Source organism: Streptomyces sp. CA-181903, from assembly GCF_050937075.1.
In the GTDB taxonomy this organism is placed as follows: domain Bacteria; phylum Actinomycetota; class Actinomycetes; order Streptomycetales; family Streptomycetaceae; genus Streptomyces.
In genome coordinates this window covers 6,827,449-6,844,062 of record NZ_JBNJLY010000001.1, presented here as the reverse complement: position 1 = coordinate 6,844,062, position 16,614 = coordinate 6,827,449, and the positions used below count along the sequence as shown (strand labels likewise).

At 73.0% G+C, this 16,614-nt stretch carries 11 protein-coding genes and 1 pseudogene; 5 read left to right on the top strand and 7 right to left on the bottom strand.

Features of this window, described 5'->3' with window-relative positions:
• The first annotated feature begins 68 nt into the window (after positions 1-68).
• Entirely contained in the window at positions 69-1,283 is a 1,215-nt protein-coding gene (locus ACQEVS_RS30305) for an SGNH/GDSL hydrolase family protein (RefSeq protein WP_433025887.1), read from the top strand.
• A 133-nt stretch (positions 1,284-1,416) separates the two neighbouring features.
• Here ACQEVS_RS30305 and ACQEVS_RS30300 read toward each other — a convergent pair whose 3' ends face one another.
• From ACQEVS_RS30300 to ACQEVS_RS30285, 4 genes are all read right to left on the bottom strand, one after another.
• On the bottom strand, positions 1,417-1,710 hold the full coding sequence (locus tag ACQEVS_RS30300; protein WP_433025884.1) for a DUF1330 domain-containing protein: 294 nt from the start codon (positions 1,708-1,710) through the stop codon (positions 1,417-1,419).
• Between the two features lie 33 nt (positions 1,711-1,743).
• Entirely contained in the window at positions 1,744-3,177 is a 1,434-nt protein-coding gene (locus ACQEVS_RS30295) for an MFS transporter (protein WP_433025881.1), read from the bottom strand.
• Positions 3,174-3,536 (bottom strand): MarR family winged helix-turn-helix transcriptional regulator, encoded by a 363-nt coding sequence (locus ACQEVS_RS30290; protein ID WP_433028054.1) that lies wholly within the window; start codon positions 3,534-3,536, stop codon positions 3,174-3,176. Before ACQEVS_RS30290 ends, ACQEVS_RS30295 begins: the two co-directional genes overlap by 4 nt.
• A 289-nt stretch (positions 3,537-3,825) precedes the next feature.
• Entirely contained in the window at positions 3,826-5,631 is a 1,806-nt protein-coding gene (locus ACQEVS_RS30285; RefSeq protein ID WP_433025878.1) for an ABC transporter ATP-binding protein, read from the bottom strand.
• Between the two features lie 112 nt (positions 5,632-5,743).
• Between ACQEVS_RS30285 and ACQEVS_RS30280 the strand changes: the two genes are divergently transcribed.
• Positions 5,744-6,193 carry a MarR family transcriptional regulator gene (locus tag ACQEVS_RS30280; protein WP_433025875.1) on the top strand — a complete coding sequence of 150 codons (450 nt, stop codon included), beginning with the start codon at positions 5,744-5,746 and terminating at the stop codon, positions 6,191-6,193.
• A gap of 6 nt (positions 6,194-6,199) precedes the next feature.
• Here ACQEVS_RS30280 and ACQEVS_RS30275 read toward each other — a convergent pair.
• A pseudogene (locus ACQEVS_RS30275) lies at positions 6,200-7,824 on the bottom strand (peptide-N4-asparagine amidase).
• 176 nt (positions 7,825-8,000) lie between these two features.
• On the opposite strand from ACQEVS_RS30275, the gene ACQEVS_RS30270 reads away from it, so the two are divergent.
• On the top strand, positions 8,001-9,812 hold the full coding sequence (locus tag ACQEVS_RS30270; RefSeq protein ID WP_433025872.1) for an ABC transporter transmembrane domain-containing protein: 1,812 nt from the start codon (positions 8,001-8,003) through the stop codon (positions 9,810-9,812).
• On the top strand, positions 9,809-11,587 hold the full coding sequence (locus ACQEVS_RS30265; protein WP_433025869.1) for an ABC transporter ATP-binding protein: 1,779 nt from the start codon (positions 9,809-9,811) through the stop codon (positions 11,585-11,587). Before ACQEVS_RS30270 ends, ACQEVS_RS30265 begins: the two co-directional genes overlap by 4 nt.
• A 156-nt stretch (positions 11,588-11,743) precedes the next feature.
• Here ACQEVS_RS30265 and ACQEVS_RS30260 read toward each other — a convergent pair whose 3' ends face one another.
• A complete protein-coding gene (locus ACQEVS_RS30260) occupies positions 11,744-12,928 on the bottom strand; it encodes a hypothetical protein (RefSeq protein ID WP_433025866.1) in 1,185 nt (394 codons plus the stop codon).
• A gap of 206 nt (positions 12,929-13,134) precedes the next feature.
• A complete protein-coding gene (locus tag ACQEVS_RS30255) occupies positions 13,135-13,920 on the bottom strand; it encodes a metal-dependent hydrolase (protein WP_433025863.1) in 786 nt (261 codons plus the stop codon).
• A gap of 132 nt (positions 13,921-14,052) precedes the next feature.
• On the opposite strand from ACQEVS_RS30255, the gene ACQEVS_RS30250 reads away from it, so the two are divergent.
• Complete coding sequence (locus ACQEVS_RS30250) at positions 14,053-16,566, top strand: DEAD/DEAH box helicase (protein WP_433025860.1); 2,514 nt, start codon at positions 14,053-14,055, stop codon at positions 16,564-16,566.
• The last annotated feature ends 48 nt before the right edge of the window (positions 16,567-16,614 follow it).

Genomic DNA, 16,614 nt, shown 5'->3' with positions numbered 1-16,614 from the left:
GGTGGTCCGCCGCCGGAACGGCAGGCTCTTCCTCGTCAGCGGAGATCATGCGAACGAGGAGGAAGGTCATGACGGTTCGGGAAGCGGAGCACCCGGGGACGGCGGCGGCCGCCGGCGGTGACGCGCGGACCGCTTGGGCGGCCGGGTGGTCGGCGGCGGTGCAGCGGCCGAGCGCCGGCTTCGGGGAGAACTGGTCCGAGTCGGGGTTCGACCGGCAGTCCGTACGCCAGGTGGTCCGGGTGACGGGCGGGGGTACGTCGGTCCGCGTCCGGCTGTCCCACCGCTACGGCACCGGGCCGCTCACCGTCGACGGGGCGGTCCTGGCGCTGAGCGCGGGCGGGGCCGCGGTCCGGCCGGAGTCGCGGCGGCCCCTCACCTTCGGCGGCGCGCCGGCCGTGCGGATACCGGCGGGTGGGGAGGTGGTGAGCGATCCGGTGGAACTGCGGGTGACGGCCTTCGACTCACTGGCGCTGACGCTGTACTTCGACGGGCCGACGGGGGCCGTGACCTTCCACTCACAGGCGTGGGCCGACAGCTACCGGGCCACCGGCGACCGCGCGCAGGACGCCTCCGGCGCCGGATTCGACGAGGTCACGCACTCCTGGTACCTGCTGTCCGACATCGAACTGGCCGGGGAGGGCGCCGCCGAGGGCGCGGTGGTGGCCCTGGGCGACTCGATCACGGACGGCTTCGGCTCCTCCGTGGGCGCGAACGGGCGCTATCCGGACGCCCTCGCCGAGCGGCTGGCGGCGGCGGGCCTGCCGTGGGCCGTCCTCAACTCCGGGATCGGCGGCAACCTGTTGCTCCACGGCTCCCCGTGGTTCGGCGAGCGGCCTTCCGCGCGGCTGGAGCGGGACGTGCTCGACAAGCCCGGAGTGCGCGCGGTCATCGTGCACGCCGGCCTCAACGACATCGGTTTCAGCGAGGTCGACCTGCCGATGTACAAGCCGTCGGTCGAGGTGTCGGCCGGGGAGCTGATCGCCGGGTACCGGGAGTTGATCGGGCGGGCGCGTGACCGCGGTCTGAAAGTGATCGGTGGAACCATCCTTCCCTTCAAGGGCTCCGAGTACCACACAGCCCGGGCGGAGGCGAAGCGAGTGGCCGTCAACGAGTGGATCCGCACCTCGGGCGCGTTCGACGCGGTGGCGGACTTCGCCGCCGTCCTGGCCTCGGCCGAGGATCCGGAAGTCCTGTCGCCCGCCTACGACTCGGGCGACCGCAAGCACCCGGACGACGCGGGGTACCGGGTGATGGCCGAGGCGGTGGACCTGTCCGCGCTCTGACGGCGCGTCCGGGGCTTCGTGGGACGTCGGCGGGCGGGGCCGCCCACGAGCCCGACGCCACGCCACGTTCGTCGGCTGCCCGTCCTCGGAATCCCCGACCGGGTCTTTCAGCGGAAATCCGACCGGACCTCGGTCAGTCGATGCCTTCGACGATGCGGAAGTCGCGTTCGACGCCGTCGGCGAGGGCGGCCAGCGCCTCCTGGTAGGCCGCGCTCTCGCGGGCCGCGACGGCCTGCTCGAAGCTGTCGAACTCGATCAGGATGGTGCGCCCGGCGATTCCGGCGTCGTAGGCCGCGACCCGGCCGTCACGGGCGAGGAGCCGCCCGCCCCCGGCCCGGACGGCCGGACCGGCCAGCCTGTCGTAGGCAGCCAGCCTCTCAGGGTCTGAAACGCTGCGGTAGACGCTGACCCAGTAGCCCTTGGGCATGGAACCTCCGGTGTGGGGATGAGTGCATCCGGCTTACGGGTTGGTCTCGGACGGGCGGCGGCGGGCGAGAGCGAGGCTCGTCAGCGTCGTGATCGCCATGACGCCGACGCCGGCCAGGGCCGCGGTGGTGTAGGCGCCGTCGTCGGGGAAGAGGCGGCCGGGGCCGGTGCCCGCGGCGAGTATCAGGCCGCCGATGGCGCTGCCCAGGGAGTATCCGACGCTGCGGACGACGTAGTTGAGGCTCATGGCGCTCGACGTCTCGCTCTTGGGGGTGACGGCCAGGATGACGCCGGGCATCGCGGCCGAAAAGCCGCCGACGCCGAAGCCGAGCACGCCCATCGCCGCGAACAGTTCGGCCAGGTTCGACCGGGCCGCCGCGAAGAGGGCGAACCCGCCGCCGACCACGACGGCGCTGCCGGCCAGGAGCAGGGGGTCGGCGATCCGCGTCCGGACCCGCGGCGTGAGCTTGCCCGCGGCGAACCCCAGCGCCGAGAACGGGATGAGGACCAGCCCGGCGACGAAGGTCGTCAGCCCGAAGCCGTAGCCGGCGCCGTGCGGCGTCTGCGCGTACCGGGTGATGAGCGTGAGCAGAAGGTACATGCCGATCCCGCCGGCGAACATGGCGAGATTCGCCCCGGCGACCGCCGGGTGCCGCACCGCCCGCACATCGACCAGGGGCGTCGTGCCGCGCAGCTCGATGACGACCCAGACACAGAGCAGCACCACCGCGGCGACGGCGAGGCCCGCCGCCACGGCGAGGTGCCGGATCCACAGATTCCGTTCGCCGGCGAGGAACAGCACCAGGAGCAGCGCGGCGGCCAGGACGACCGCGCCTGCCACGTCCACGTGGGCGGAACGGCCTTCGGGGGTCGCGGGTATGGAGCGCCAGGCGGTCAGGAGGGCGGCGGCCGTGACGGCCAGGCCGAGGCCGTAGGCGGCGCGTACCCCGCCGAGCTCGGCGAGCAGTGCGGCCAGCGGGTAGCCGACGCCGGCCCCGATGATCGAGACCACCGAAATCAGGGCGATCACGGCCGCGCCGCGCTCCTCGGGGAGGTGGTCCCGGGCCACGCCCATCATCAGCGCCGTCAGCCCGAGCCCGACGCCCTGGGCCGCCCTGCCGGCCAGCAGCCACGCGAACGGCAGCGGCAGCACGGTGAGCGCGCTGCCGGCGACGGCGACCGCCAGCGTGACGAGGATCGTGGCCCGCCGGTGCGGGCCGGCTCCGAGCCGGCCCAGGACCGGCGTGGCGACCGCGCCGCTGAGCAGCGCGACGGTCAGCGTCCACTGCGCGCTGCCGAGCGAGACGTGGAACGAGGTCGCCACGCTGGTGATGAGCGGCGTCCCGAGGCTGCCGACGGCCGCCACGACCAGAGCGATGAACATCAGGGCGGGGACCAGCAGCCGCGCCTCGGAACGCGCCACCGGCGACGCCTTCACCGCGCCCCCGCCGGCCGGCTGCCCGGTCACCGCTTCGGCCCTTCGCGGTCCTGGCTTTCGAGCTCCGCCAGATGCTTCAGCGCCGGAAGGGCCGCCAGCAGCGACTCGACCTCGTCGCCGGTGAGCTCGCCGATCAACCGCTCGAACGCCTGGACGCCGGCCTGGCGCCGCGTCCGGACGTAGGAGGCGCCGGCCTCGGTCAGGCACACCAGCGTGACCCGCTTGTCGGACGCGTCACCCCGCCGCTCGACGAGGCCGGACTCCTCCATCACCCGGACCAGGGCGGTCATCGCGGGCTGGGTGACGCCCTCGACCGCGGCCAGATCGGTGATGCGCCGCGGGCCGGTCCGCTCCAGGGTGGCCAGGGTGGCGGCGGACGTCAGGCTCATGTCCCGGGGCAGGCGCCTCGCGGCCCTGGTGGCCAGGCCGTAGAGGGCTGCCCCGATGGCGGCGGACGCACCAGGAGCGGTGTGTGGACGACTCATGCTCGAAGCATAGCAATTTTATATTCATAGTCTATGGATATGGACGATCGACCGACACCGGCTCCACGGGCTGCGCTCGGACCCGAGGGCAGCATCGAGGAGTTCGTGGACGACCACTCGACCCGGCCGCCCGGACCGCCCGTGCCACTCGGGCCACTCGGGCCACTCGGGCCGTACGTTCGGACCGGCTCGCTCAGACCGGCACCGCGAGGCGGGCGTCGCCGCGCACCAGCGCCGCGTACCGGCCGTCGGCGGCGAGGAGTTCGCGGTGCGTCCCCCGCTCGGCTATGCGCCCGCCGTCCAGGACCACGATCTGGTCCGCGTCGCGGACGGTGGAGAGGCGGTGGGCGATGGTGATGGTGGTACGGCCTTCTGACAGCGCGTCGATGGCCTTCTGCACGGCCTGTTCGGTGCGGGTGTCCAGGGCGGACGTGGCCTCGTCCAGGATGAGGACGGGAGGGTCGCGCAGGATGGTGCGGGCGATGGCCAGCCGCTGCTGCTCGCCGCCGGAGAAGCGGTGGCCGCGTTCGCCGACGAGGGTGTCGTAGCCGTCGGGCAGGGAGGCGATGTGGTCGTGGATCTGGGCGGCCTCGGCGGCGGCGCGGATCTCGTCGTCGTCGGCGTCCGGCTTGGCGAACCGCAGGTTGTCGGCGACGGAGGCGTGGAACAGGTACGTCTCCTGGGAGACGATGCCCACGGCGCGGCTGAGGGTGTCGAAGTCGAGGTCGCGGACGTCCACTCCGTCGATGAGCACCCGGCCGCCGGTGACGTCGTAGAGCCGGGGCACCAGATGGCCGAGGGTGCTCTTGCCGGAGCCGGTCGGGCCGACGACGGCCAGGCTGCCGCCCGCGGGGACGACGAGGTCGATGCCGGTGAGGGTGGACCGCGCGGCGCCCGGCCCGTCGTAGGAGAAGTCGACGTCCTCGAAGCGGACCTCCCCGCGGATCTTCTCCAGGCGTACCGGGTGCTCGGGTTCGGTGATCTCCACCGGGAGGTCGAGGTACTCGAAGATGCGCTGGAAGAGGGCGAGCGAGGTCTGGACCTGGACGCCCGTGGACAGCAGCGAGACGGTCGGGCGCAGCAGGCCCTGCTGGAGGGAGACGAAGGCCACGAGCGTGCCGATCGACAGGGCGGGGCCGCCGGTTTCGAGGGATATGCCGGCCGCCCAGTAGAGGAGGGCGGGCATGGCCGCCATGACGATGCCGATGGTGGACATCCGCCACCGGCCCGCCATGTTGGCCCGGACCTCCAGGTCGACCAGCCGTTCCGACTCCTTGCCGAAGGCGGCGGTGAGCGAGTCGGCCCGGCCCATGGTCCGGCCCAGGAGGATGCCGCTGACGGAGAGCGACTCGGTGACCATGGCGGCCATGGCGGCCATCTGCTTCTGCCGCTGCGAGGTGACCTTCTTGCGCTCCCGGCCGACGCGGTGGCTGATCCATACGAATACGGGGAGCAGGAGCAGCGAGACGACGGTCAGCCGCCAGTCGAGGGCCAGCATGGCGGCGACCGAGGCGACCACGCTGGTGAGGTTGGAGACCAGCGAGGTGGCGGTGGAGGTCACCGTGGCCTGCATGCCGCCGATGTCGTTGGCGATCCGCGACTGCACCTCACCGCTGCGGGTCCGGGTGAAGAAGGCGAGGGGCATGCTCTGCAGCCGGGCGTAGACGGCCGTCCGCAGGTCGTGCATGACCCGCTGGCCCACCGTGGTGGACACCAGGGTCTGGAGCACACCGAAGACGCTGGTGACGACCGCGGCCGCGATCATGCCGAGGGCGAGCAGGGTGAGCAGTCCGGTGCGGCCCCGCGGGATGGCGACGTCCAGGATCTCCCGCAGCAGAAAAGGCGAGGCCACGGTGACCAGGGAGGACGCGGCGACGAGCAGCCCCACGAAGGCGAGGCGGCCGCGATAGGGACGGAACAGGCGCAGGATACGCCGGACTTGGGCGGGCTGTTCGGGGTCGGGGGGCGGTGGGTTCCATTCGGGTTCGTGGGGACGCAATGGGCTCCTTCGACGCGTGGCGATCCGGTGAGGGCGGTCGCCGATCCTCGTAGAGAGCATAGCTCACTGTTACCTATACTCACAATGCACTTGCTCTTGATAATCTGGCCCGATGACCGTCCCCGACACGTCCGGACAGCTCCCCGAGCAGCTCCTGCGGCTGACCCGAAGGCTCAACCGCGCCCAGAAGCGCTATCTGGACCCGGTCGGCATCACGCCCGCCCAGTCCCGTCTGCTGCGGTCCGTCGCGCACTGCGAGGAGCCGCCGCGCATGGCCGACCTGGCCGAGCGGCTGGAGGTGGTGCCCCGGGCGGTCACCACCCTCGTCGACGCCCTGGAGGCGAACGGAGCGGTGCGCCGCGTCCCCGATCCCTCCAACCGCCGGGTGATAAGGATCGAGCTCACCGAGCAGGGCCGCGAGACCCTGCGCGCGATGCGCGAGGCGCGGCGCGCGGCGGTGGAGGAGATCCTGTCCCCGCTGACCGCCGAGCAGCGTGATCTGCTCGGCGGCCTGCTGGGCGAGCTCATGCGGGGGCAGATTCCCCGCCGTCCGCCGCGCTGACCCGCGTCAGCAGCGGTCCCGGTCCTCGGTGAGCGTGCCCTGGGCGGTGGCGATCGTCCGGTCATGGCAGAGGCCGGGTCCGGTCAGGCGGTAGCGCTCGCGCGAGACGCCGGTCGCGTGCCGCTGATCGCGCGGCACGTTCTGGTTGTACGCGGCGTCGCCGGTGTACGTGTCGTCCAGCCGCGACCAGCCGGTCCGTACTCCGCCGCGCAGGGTGACGGTCTCCGCGCGGTCGCCCGTCGTCAGCACCGTCCGCAGGCGCGGCCCGGCGGCTCCGGTGATCTCGCCGTCCAGGGTGTACGCGCGCTGGGTGCGGGTGGTCGCGGCGGGGCCGCGGCCGCGTACGGTGACCGTCTCGTCGTCGGTCCACCGCGCGCGCAGCCCGTCCGTCGCCTCGCCCTCGGTCCAGTGGTGCGCGGAGGAGGCGGCGACCGTGCGGCGCACGGTGGTCGCCACCCTGCCGTGCGAGGTGTCGAGGTAGCCGGAGACGGTCAGCGAGTGGCCGCCCTCCGCGGTGAACCGGTGGGTCGCGCCGGGTGTGTACGCCGTGGAGTTTTTCGGCGTGCCCTCGGTGTGCGCGGTGAGCGCGCCGGTGACGCGGGACGCCTTGGCGTCCTGCCAGACGAGGATGTTGGTGGGGGTGCTCCAGCCGCTCTGCCCGGCGGGGACACCGGCGACGGAGACGGTGATCCGGTGCGGCCGGCCGTCGTTCAGCAGTCCGGCGAACGGGGTGAGGTCGTACTCCAGCGGGCGCACGTCGAAGGCGCGCGGGGCCGGGATCACGTACCAGAGGAAGGGGTTGGACCATCCGCCGGTCCAGATGGTCGGGTGGGGTGCGGCGATGCCCGCGAGCCTGCCGTCGACGGACACCCGCACCTCGCGGTACGGGCCGTCGCCGGCCTTGCAGGAGTAGGGCGCCGTGTCCGGCACCGTGAGGTACCAGAACTCCTCGCAGCCGCCGCCGGATCCGGTCGCGTAGACCTCGGCGACGATCCGTTCGCTGTTGCGGGGCGTGGTCACCGTGCCCTCGTACGCCGTGCCCGCCTCGTGGGCGCCGTCCAGCGTGAGCACCCGGTCGGGGCCGGCGGCCGGGCGAGCGCGGCCGTCGGCCGCGTAGAACGTCAGCGTCGCCTTGACCTTGATGACGCCGGTGTACGTCTCGTTGACGAGGTTGCCGATGAGCATCTCGACGGGCTGCGACGAGCGCAGGGTGGCGGCGTACCGCGTGACGTCCTTCTCGACCTTCCACGCTATCCCTTTCGGGGACGGCTCGGGGTGGAGGTGCGCAGCACCTCGACGCCGCCGACGCGCAGGTAGCCGAGGCGGTCGTACTGGCGTCCGGCGACCGAGCCGTCGAGGCGCAGGACGACCTTGTTCCAGCGGGTTCCGCAGTTCTTGGGGGGCGTATAGGTGCTCTTGTAGGGCGTGTAGTCGCGGAATTCGGTGTCCGCGAGGGTGACGGTGCAGGAGGTGGTGTCGGGTACGGACACCGGGGGCGCGGCGGTGACGGGGTCGTGCCAGTCGGTGCCGAACTCGGTGGGCGGTTCCGGCGAGCCCGCGGCCAGGGCGGGGCCGGCACCGAGGGCCAGGGCGGCGGCCCCGGCGCACAGTGCGCGCAACAGTCGTCTCATGCGGCAGGAGTGAAGCGCGTTGTCGCGCGCCGCACCAGTAGCGCTTTGGCCTGATGCTCGCGGAACGTGGGGGCCCGGGCACCTGGTGCCGGAAATTCGGTTGAATTCGGCGCTCCGGGAGGGCGACGCTGTCACGGATCCCCTTCTTCCCTCCCCCTTCGCTCCCTTGGGATGTCATGCGTATTCGCGATCTTCCCTATGCCGACCCCGGAGTGCCGGACGCCCGGTCCGGCCCCCGCCTTCTGTTGTGGCTGAGCCGCCGCCAGTTGGGCGGGCAGTCGGCGGCTCTGGGGTGGGGCGTGCTGCACATGGCCGCCGTGGCCCTGTTCCCGTTGCCCCTGGGCATGGCGGTGCAGGCCGCGGTCGACCGCTCGGGGTCCCGGCTGGCGGTGGCGGGCGGCCTGATGCTGCTGCTGGGCGTGTTCACGGCGCTCGGCGAAACCATGCTCCACCGGGTGTCCGCCGTCAACTGGATCACCGCGGCCGCCCGTTTGCAGCAGTTGCTGGCCCGGAAGGCGGCCGAGCTGGGCTCCGCGCTGACGCGGCGTGTCGCCGCGGGTGAGATCGTCACGGTCTCGACGGCGGACGTGGAGCACATCGGCTGGTTCGTGGAGACCGAGTCGCGGTTCCTCTCGGCGGCGGTCACCACGCTCGCCGTCTGCGCGGGCCTGGTGCTCTACCAGCCGGTCCTCGGCACGGTGGTGGCGGTCGGGGTGCCGCTGCTGGTGCTGGCCATCCTGCCGTTGCTGCCGCCGGCGACGCGCCGGGCGGACGAGCAGCGGGAGTTGGCGGGCCACGCCACGGAGCTGGCGTCGGACACCGTGGCGGGGCTGCGGGTGCTGCGCGGCATCGGCGGCGAGGAGCTGTTCCTCGCCCGGTACCGCCGGGCGTCGCAGGAGGTGCGGGGGGCCGCCGTGCGCAGCGCGCGGATGTGGGCGCTGATCGCGGCGGTTCAGGTGTTGCTTCCGGGACTGCTGATGATCGCGGTGGTGTGGATCGGGGTGGGGCTGGTCCGCGACGGCCGGGTCGGAGTCGGCGAGCTGGTGACCGTGTACGGCGTGGTCACGTTCCTCCTCTTCCCGCTGCGGCAGTTCGAGGAGGCGGCCATGGCCTACTCCTTCTCCCGGCCCTCGGCCGAGCGGGCGGCCCGGCTGCTGGCGCTGCGGCGCACGGCGGAGCCGGCCGGCGCGGACGCCGGACGCGCGCTCGGCGGTGACCTCCACGACCCGGTGACGGGACTGCGGGCGCGGGGCGGGGAGTTGACGGCGGTGGTGTGCGGCGACCCGGACGCCGCCGGCCTGCTCGCCGAGCGGCTCGGCGGCCACGCGCCCAGGGCCGCGGCGGGGACGCCGTCGGTGCTGCTCGGCGGAGCGGCCCTGGACGAGGTGCCGTTGGCGGCCGCACGGGAGGCGGTGCTCGTGCAGGACAAGGATCCGGTGCTGCTCTCCGGCACCCTCGCGGAGCTGCTGGACGTGCCGTCGTCGGGGCGGGTGGCGCCCGAGGCCGCCTTGGCGGCGGCGCGCTGTGACGACGTCCTGGACTCGTTGGAGCGCTCCTCGGCCGATCCGACGGCAGGGGCCATGGGCGCCCATATCACCGAGCGGGGAAGGTCGTTGTCGGGCGGCCAGCGGCAGCGGCTGGCGCTCGCCCGGTCACTGGTGGCCGACCCGGAGGTGCTGGTGCTGGACGAGCCGACGTCGGCCGTGGACGCGTACACCGAGGCCCTAGTCGGCGAGGGCGTGCGCGCCCTGCGCGAGGGGCGCACGACGGTGGTGTTCACCTCCAGTCCGCTGCTGCTCGACCGCGCGGACCGCGTGGTGATGGTGCTGGACGGACGGGTGGTGGCCGAGGGACGGGACGACGAACTCCTGCGCACCCACCGGACCTACCGCGCCGCGGTCACCCGCGAGACGGACGGCGGCCCGGACACCGTGCCCACGGAAGCGGTGAGCACGTCGGCGAACGGACGGATCGGGGACTCGGCATGATCGGTGTGGCACCGCCCTCCTACGACCCGGCGGCGCCGGAGTCGGCGACCACCCTGCCGGTCGGCGGGCCGGCGACCGTCCGCCGCTGCGTACGGGAGCTGGCGCGCCGGCACCGGCGGGCCCTGGTCCTGCTGGTGGCGGTCAACTCCGTCGCGGTGACGGCCTCGATGGTGGGCCCGTACCTGCTCGGCGGCCTCGTCGAGGACCTGTCGGAGGACGCGGCCGTCCGGCTGGGTCCGGTGATCTCCCTGTTCGCGGTGGCCCTGGCCGTGCAGACGCTGTTCACCCGCATGACCCGGGTGCGCGGCGCGATGCTCGGCGAGGAGATGCTCGCCGACCTGCGCGAGGACTTCCTCGTCCGCTCGGTACGGCTGCCGCCCGGCGTCCTCGAACGCGCGGGTACCGGCGACCTGCTGTCCCGGATCACCACCGACGTCGACCGCCTGGCGAACGCCATGCGGGAGGCGGTCCCCGAGCTGGCCATCGGGGTCGTGTGGGGCGCGCTGCTGCTGGGCGCGCTGACGGTGACGGCACCGCCGCTGGCCCTGGCCGTGCTGGTGGCGCTGCCCCTGCTCATCGCCGGCTGCCGCTGGTACTTCCCGCGCGCCCCGCGCGCCTACCGGTCGGAGGCGGCGGGTTACGCCGCGGTGGCCGCGTCGCTGGCCGAGACGGTGGACGCGGGGCACACGATCGAGGCGCACCGGCTGGGTGCGCGCCGGGTGGCGCTCTCGGACCGGCGGGTTCTCGAGTGGACGCGCTGGGAGCGCTACACGCTCTGGCTGCGCACGGTGCTCTACCCCGTGGTCAACATGACGCACGCGCTGGTGGCGGGCTCGGTGCTGCTCCTCGGCGGAGTCTTCGTCCTCCAGGGGTGGATCTCCGTGGGCCAGTTGACGACCGGCGCGCTGTTCGCCCAGATGCTGAACGAGCCGGTCGGCATCGTGCTGCGCTGGTACGACGAACTCCAGGTCGCCCAGGTGTCGCTGGCCCGGCTGGTGGGCGTCCGCGAGATCGAACCCGCCGGGGGCGACGAGGCGGTCCGGCCCGAGGGCCGGGAGGTGCGGGCGGACAGCGTCCGCTTCGGCTACGCACCGGGGAACGACGTGCTGCACGACGTGTCCTTGGCCGTGCCGCCCGGTACGCGGGTGGCGCTGGTCGGTCCGTCCGGCGCGGGCAAGTCGACGCTGGGCCGGCTGCTGGCGGGGATCTACGCACCCGGCTCCGGCACCGTGACCTTGGGCGGCGCGGAACTGTCCCGGATGCCGACCGAGCGGGTGCGGCGGCATGTGGCGCTGGTCAACCAGGAGCACCACGTCTTCGTCGGCTCGCTGCGGGACAACCTGCTGCTGGCCCGGTCCGGCGCCGGCGACGAGGAGCTGTGGGCGGCGCTGAAGGTGGTGGACGCCGAGGAGTGGTCGCGGGCGCTGGAGAACGGGCTGGACACCGAGGTGGGCTCGGGCGGCCTCGCCCTCACCCCGGCCCAGGCCCAGCAGATCGCGCTGGCGCGGCTGGTCCTGGCCGACCCGCACACCCTGGTGCTGGACGAGGCGACGTCCCTGCTGGACCCGCGGGCGGCCCGGCGGCTGGAGAGCTCCCTGTCCAGGGTGCTGGACGGCCGGACGGTCGTGGCCATCGCCCACCGGCTGCACACGGCCCACGACGCCGACGTGATCGCGGTCGCGGAGGACGGCCGGATCAGCGAACTGGGCAGCCACGACGAACTGGTGGCGGCGGACGGGACGTACGCGGCGCTGTGGCGGTCCTGGCAGCGGTAGGCACGACCCCGCGCCGGGCCGTCGTCAGGCGGGCACCGGCCCGTTGATCGCGGCGAGGGCGCGGCGGTGGGCGTCGCCGCCGGGCGGCGCGCTCCCACCGGCCGCGAGGTCCGCGCGCCGGTGGTGAGCCGCCCGGTGGCCGGTGGCCGTCCGGTGTCAGGCGCCTCCCGCCGTCGACAGGCGGCCGTCGTCGCGGCCGGTCCCCGGGCGGGGCCGGCCCGCCGTCGCCCTTTCGAACAATTCGTTCACCGAGCCGGTGAAGCGGCGGCCCGCCACGAGGCGGCAGCCGATGGTCCAGGCGCCGGGGTCGTCGCCGAGCCGGCGGTCGGCCGCCTCCGTGATGCCCCGGAGCAGCCGCCTCGGCCCCCGCTCGTCGTGCTCCGTGATCACGCACTTCATCGGGTGCCACCGGGCGATCCCGGGCAGCCCCGCAGCGTCCCGCAGCAGCAGGTCGGCGGGGTGCGCGAGATCGAGGAGGTCGTCGACGCCGACGCCGGCCTCGCCCGTGTACGAGAAGGGCACCGCCAGGGAGCGGTCCGGCCGCATCGGCAGGGTGCGCAGCAGGTGCAGGCCCGTGGGGCGGTCGGACAGGAGCCGGGACCACACGAACTGGTCCGCTCCCCGGGTGGCCACCAGGACGCGCAGCTCCATCGGGCACTCGGGGTGGGCCACGATCTCGGGGGCACGCTCGCGCAGGAGCGGGCCGTCGGCGTCCACGGCCTGCCGTACGGCGTCCCAGTCGACCGCGATCCACCGCTCGTCGGGCTCCGGGTCCGCCTCCGCGGCGAAACTGCGGAAGAGGCGGTCGCGGCGGCGCCGTTCGGCGGCCAGGGCCGTGCGCAGCGCCCGTGGGCTCCGCTCGCGCAGGGACGTCTCGAAGGCGGGGCGGACCTTGTCGAGGAGTGCGCGGTCGCCCGCGGCCACGACCTGCCCGAGCAGGTCGTACCGGTCGGCGCGGGCCAGCAGCAGTCCGGCCGCCGTCTGCTCCTCGGCGTCCAGGTGGACGCGGTCGCGTCCGTAGCCCGGTTCGGGCCAGTCGGGCAGGAGGGCGCGCAGCCGCAGCAGCGGGTGGGAGGAGAGGAGGAAGTCGCGGGGGAAGGGGGCACCGGCGAAGGGCCAGGCGGCCTCGCCGTCGCGCCAGGCCGCCAGGAAGGGCGGCAGGTCGGCGTGGGCGAAGAAACCGGACAGGGAGCCGGGGCGGAAGCCGGAGGTCGCGCGGGCCCACTGCTGGTCGGGGTCGTGCAGCAGTCCCTCGAATGACGCGCGGCGCCGCTCGGTGCGTTTCTCGTCCTCGGCCGCCTCCCGGGCATGCCGGCGTACCGCGCGGTTCTTCTCCCACAATCCCTCGGGGAGCGCGTCGCGGGGCCGGTGGTCAGGCGCAGCCGGGTGGCGACTTCCTTCAACAGGCCGTAGGAGTTCGCGTAGTACAGCAGCGAGGGGATCGGCGAGGTGGCAGGCATGCGGCCACCGTAGGGGGACCGTCCGACGGGGCGTCAAGCTCCTTGCGCGGTGCCGGGGGGCGGCTCGAGGGCCGCCCCTCCGGAGGCTCAGAGCAGGTCCAGCGCGCCGATTCCCCCTATCCCGCCGGCCACCATGAACAGCGGCATCAGCACCTTGACCTCCACCCGGCTGCCGGCCCGGAACCGCATCGACTTCGGCGGTCCGACCGGGTACCAGCGCTTGCGGGCGATGGGGAGCGGCCAGAGGATCGGGCAGCCGGAGACGGTCAGGGCGTCCCCGATGTCGTGCACGAGGGCACCGAGCACGATGGGCAGGCCGAGCCACAGGTAGGGGTGGTCGGCGAACAGCCAGTCGGATCCGTGGCCGGGCCGGTCGAGCACCCCGGCCAGGATCCAGGCGCTGGTGGCGCCGAGCAGCCAGACCAGGACATCGCTGGAGGTCCGGGCCATCCGCCAGAGCAGTCCTTCGACGGCCAGCACCAGGTGGACGAAGAGGATGCCGAGCACGGCCCAGCGGCCGCCTTCCACGGCCAGCAGGGAGGTGCCGGCGCCGATGAGCAGCGCCCAGACCGCGGTGTGGGTGAGGGTGCGGTGGCCTCCGTTGCGCCGTGGGTCGCCCTTGCCGCGGGTGGCCTTGTAGACGCTGTGGGAGAGGGCGTCGATGACGCCGCAGAGGGTCCGCGATATCGGGCCGAAGGAGCGCGATATCGTCGCCGACTTGTGATCGAGGTCCGGGGCGAGGGCGGCTCCGGCGCAGATCAGGGCGCCGACGGTGAGCACCGGCCAGGGCATCGGATGTCCGGCGCCCGCGGCGGCGGCTCCCACCCCCAGCCAGGCCGCGGCCCCGGAGAGCGAGTGCGCCGGTCCCATCATGTTCTTTCCGCCCCTTCACCACCGGCGCCTTTCTCTTCCTGACGCCGTGTCGGCGACTCAGCGTAATGCCCGGATGATCATCGTTCGACCGGCCGGTTCCCGGATCCGGGCGGGGCCAGGCAGTATGGGGGTGTGACCCTTATCGATCAGATGCCGAGCCATGCCGACCCCGATGCCCTCTTCGAGGCCTTCTCGACCTGGGCCCAGGAGCGGGGCATCACGCTGTACCCCGCCCAGGAGGAGGCGCTGATCGAGGTGGTCTCCGGGGCGAACGTGATCCTCTCCACACCGACCGGCTCGGGGAAGAGCCTGGTGGCGGCCGGGGCCCACTTCACGGCGCTCGCCAATGATCAGGTGACCTTCTACACCGCGCCGATCAAGGCGCTGGTGTCGGAGAAGTTCTTCGACCTCTGCAAGATCTTCGGCACCGAGAACGTCGGCATGCTCACCGGTGACGCCTCGGTCAACGCCGACGCCCCGGTGATCTGCTGCACGGCCGAGGTGCTGGCCTCCATCGCCCTGCGGGACGGCAAGGACGCCGACATCGGCCAGGTCGTGATGGACGAGTTCCACTTCTACGCGGAGCCCGACCGCGGCTGGGCGTGGCAGATCCCGCTGCTCGAGCTCCCCCAGGCCCAGTTCGTCCTGATGTCGGCGACGCTGGGTGACGTCTCCCGGTTCGAGGAGGACCTGACCCGCCGCACCGGCCGGCCCACCGCGGTGGTGCGCTCGGCGACCCGGCCCGTCCCCCTGTCGTACGAGTACCGCACGACGCCGCTGACGGAGACGCTGACCGAGCTCCTCCAGACCCGGCAGGCGCCGGTCTACATCGTCCACTTCACGCAGGCGGCGGCCGTCGAACGGGCGCAGGCGCTGATGAGCATCAACATGTGCTCGCGCGAGGAGAAGGACGAGATCGCCAAGCTGATCGGCAACTTCCGGTTCACTACCAAGTTCGGCCGGAACCTTTCCCGGTTCGTCAAGCACGGCATCGGGGTGCACCACGCGGGCATGCTGCCGAAGTACCGGCGGCTGGTGGAGCGGCTGGCGCAGGCCGGGCTGCTGAAGGTGATCTGCGGTACGGACACCCTGGGCGTGGGCGTCAACGTGCCCATCCGCACGGTGCTGTTCACCGCCCTCACCAAGTACGACGGGCAGCGGGTGCGCACGCTGCGGGCTCGGGAGTTCCACCAGATCGCGGGCCGCGCCGGGCGGGCCGGCTTCGATACCGCGGGCTTTGTCGTGGCCCAGGCCCCGGACCACGTCATCGAGAACGAGAAGGCGCTGGCGAAGGCGGGCGACGACCCCAAGAAGCGCCGCAAGGTGGTCCGCAAGAAGGCGCCGGAGGGCTTCGTCGGCTGGACCGAGAACACCTTCGAGAAGCTCATCGCCTCCGAGCCCGAGCAGCTCACCTCCCGGTTCCGGGTCACCCACGCGATGCTGCTGGCGGTCATCGCCCGGCCGGGCAACGCCTTCGAGGCGATGCGCCGGCTCCTGGAGGACAACCACGAGCCGCGGAGGAACCAGCTGCGGCACATCCGCCGGGCCATCGCCATCTACCGCTCGCTGCTGGACGGCGGTGTGGTCGAGCGGCTCGACGAGCCCGACGCCGAGGGCCGCGTCGTCCGGCTGACGGTGGACCTCCAGTCGGACTTCGCCCTCAACCAGCCGCTGTCCACCTTCGCCCTGGCCTCGTTCGAGCTGCTGGACCCGGAGTCGCCGTCCTACGCGCTGGACATGGTGTCGGTCGTGGAGTCGACGCTGGACGACCCGCGGCAGATCCTCGCCGCGCAGCAGAACAAGGCGCGCGGCGAGGCGGTCGCGGAGATGAAGGCCGAGGGCGTCGAGTACGAGGAGCGGATGGAGCGGCTGATGGACGTCGGCTACCCCAAGCCGCTGGAGGAACTGCTGACGCACGCCTACGACGTCTACCGCAAGAGCCACCCGTGGGTGGGCGACCACCCGCTGTCGCCGAAGTCCGTCATCCGCGACATGTACGAGCGGGCGATGACCTTCACGGAGTTCACCTCCCACTACGACCTGGCGCGCACCGAGGGCATCGTGCTGCGTTACCTGGCGAGCGCGTACAAGGCGCTGGACCACACCGTGCCGGACGACCTGAAGTCGGACGACTTCGAGGACCTGATCGCCTGGCTGGGCGAGATGGTGCGGCAGGTCGACTCCAGCCTGCTGGACGAGTGGGAGCAGCTCGCGAACCCGGAGGTGGAGACGGCCGAGGAGGCGCAGGAGCGCGCCGACCAGGTCAAGCCGGTCACGGCGAACGCCCGGGCCTTCCGGGTGCTGGTCCGCAACGCGCTGTTCCGCCGCGTCGAGCTGGCCGCGCTCGACCGGGTCGGCGAACTCGGCGAGATGGACGCCGAGTCCGGCTGGGACGAGGAGCGGTGGGGCGCCGCGATGGACGCCTACTGGGACGAGTACGAGGAGCTGGGCACGGGCCCCGACGCGCGCGGCCCCAAGCTGCTGCGCATCGAGGAGAAGCCGGAGGACGGTCTCTGGCGCGTCCGCCAGACCTTCGCCGACCCGAACGGCGACCACGACTGGGGCATCTCGGCCGAGGTGGACCTGGCGGCGTCGGACGAGGAGGGCCGTGCGGTGATCCGCGTCATGGACGTGGGCCAGCTCTGACACCTGCCCCCGCCGCTGTCCGGATTCGGCCCTGTAGCGGGCCGGATC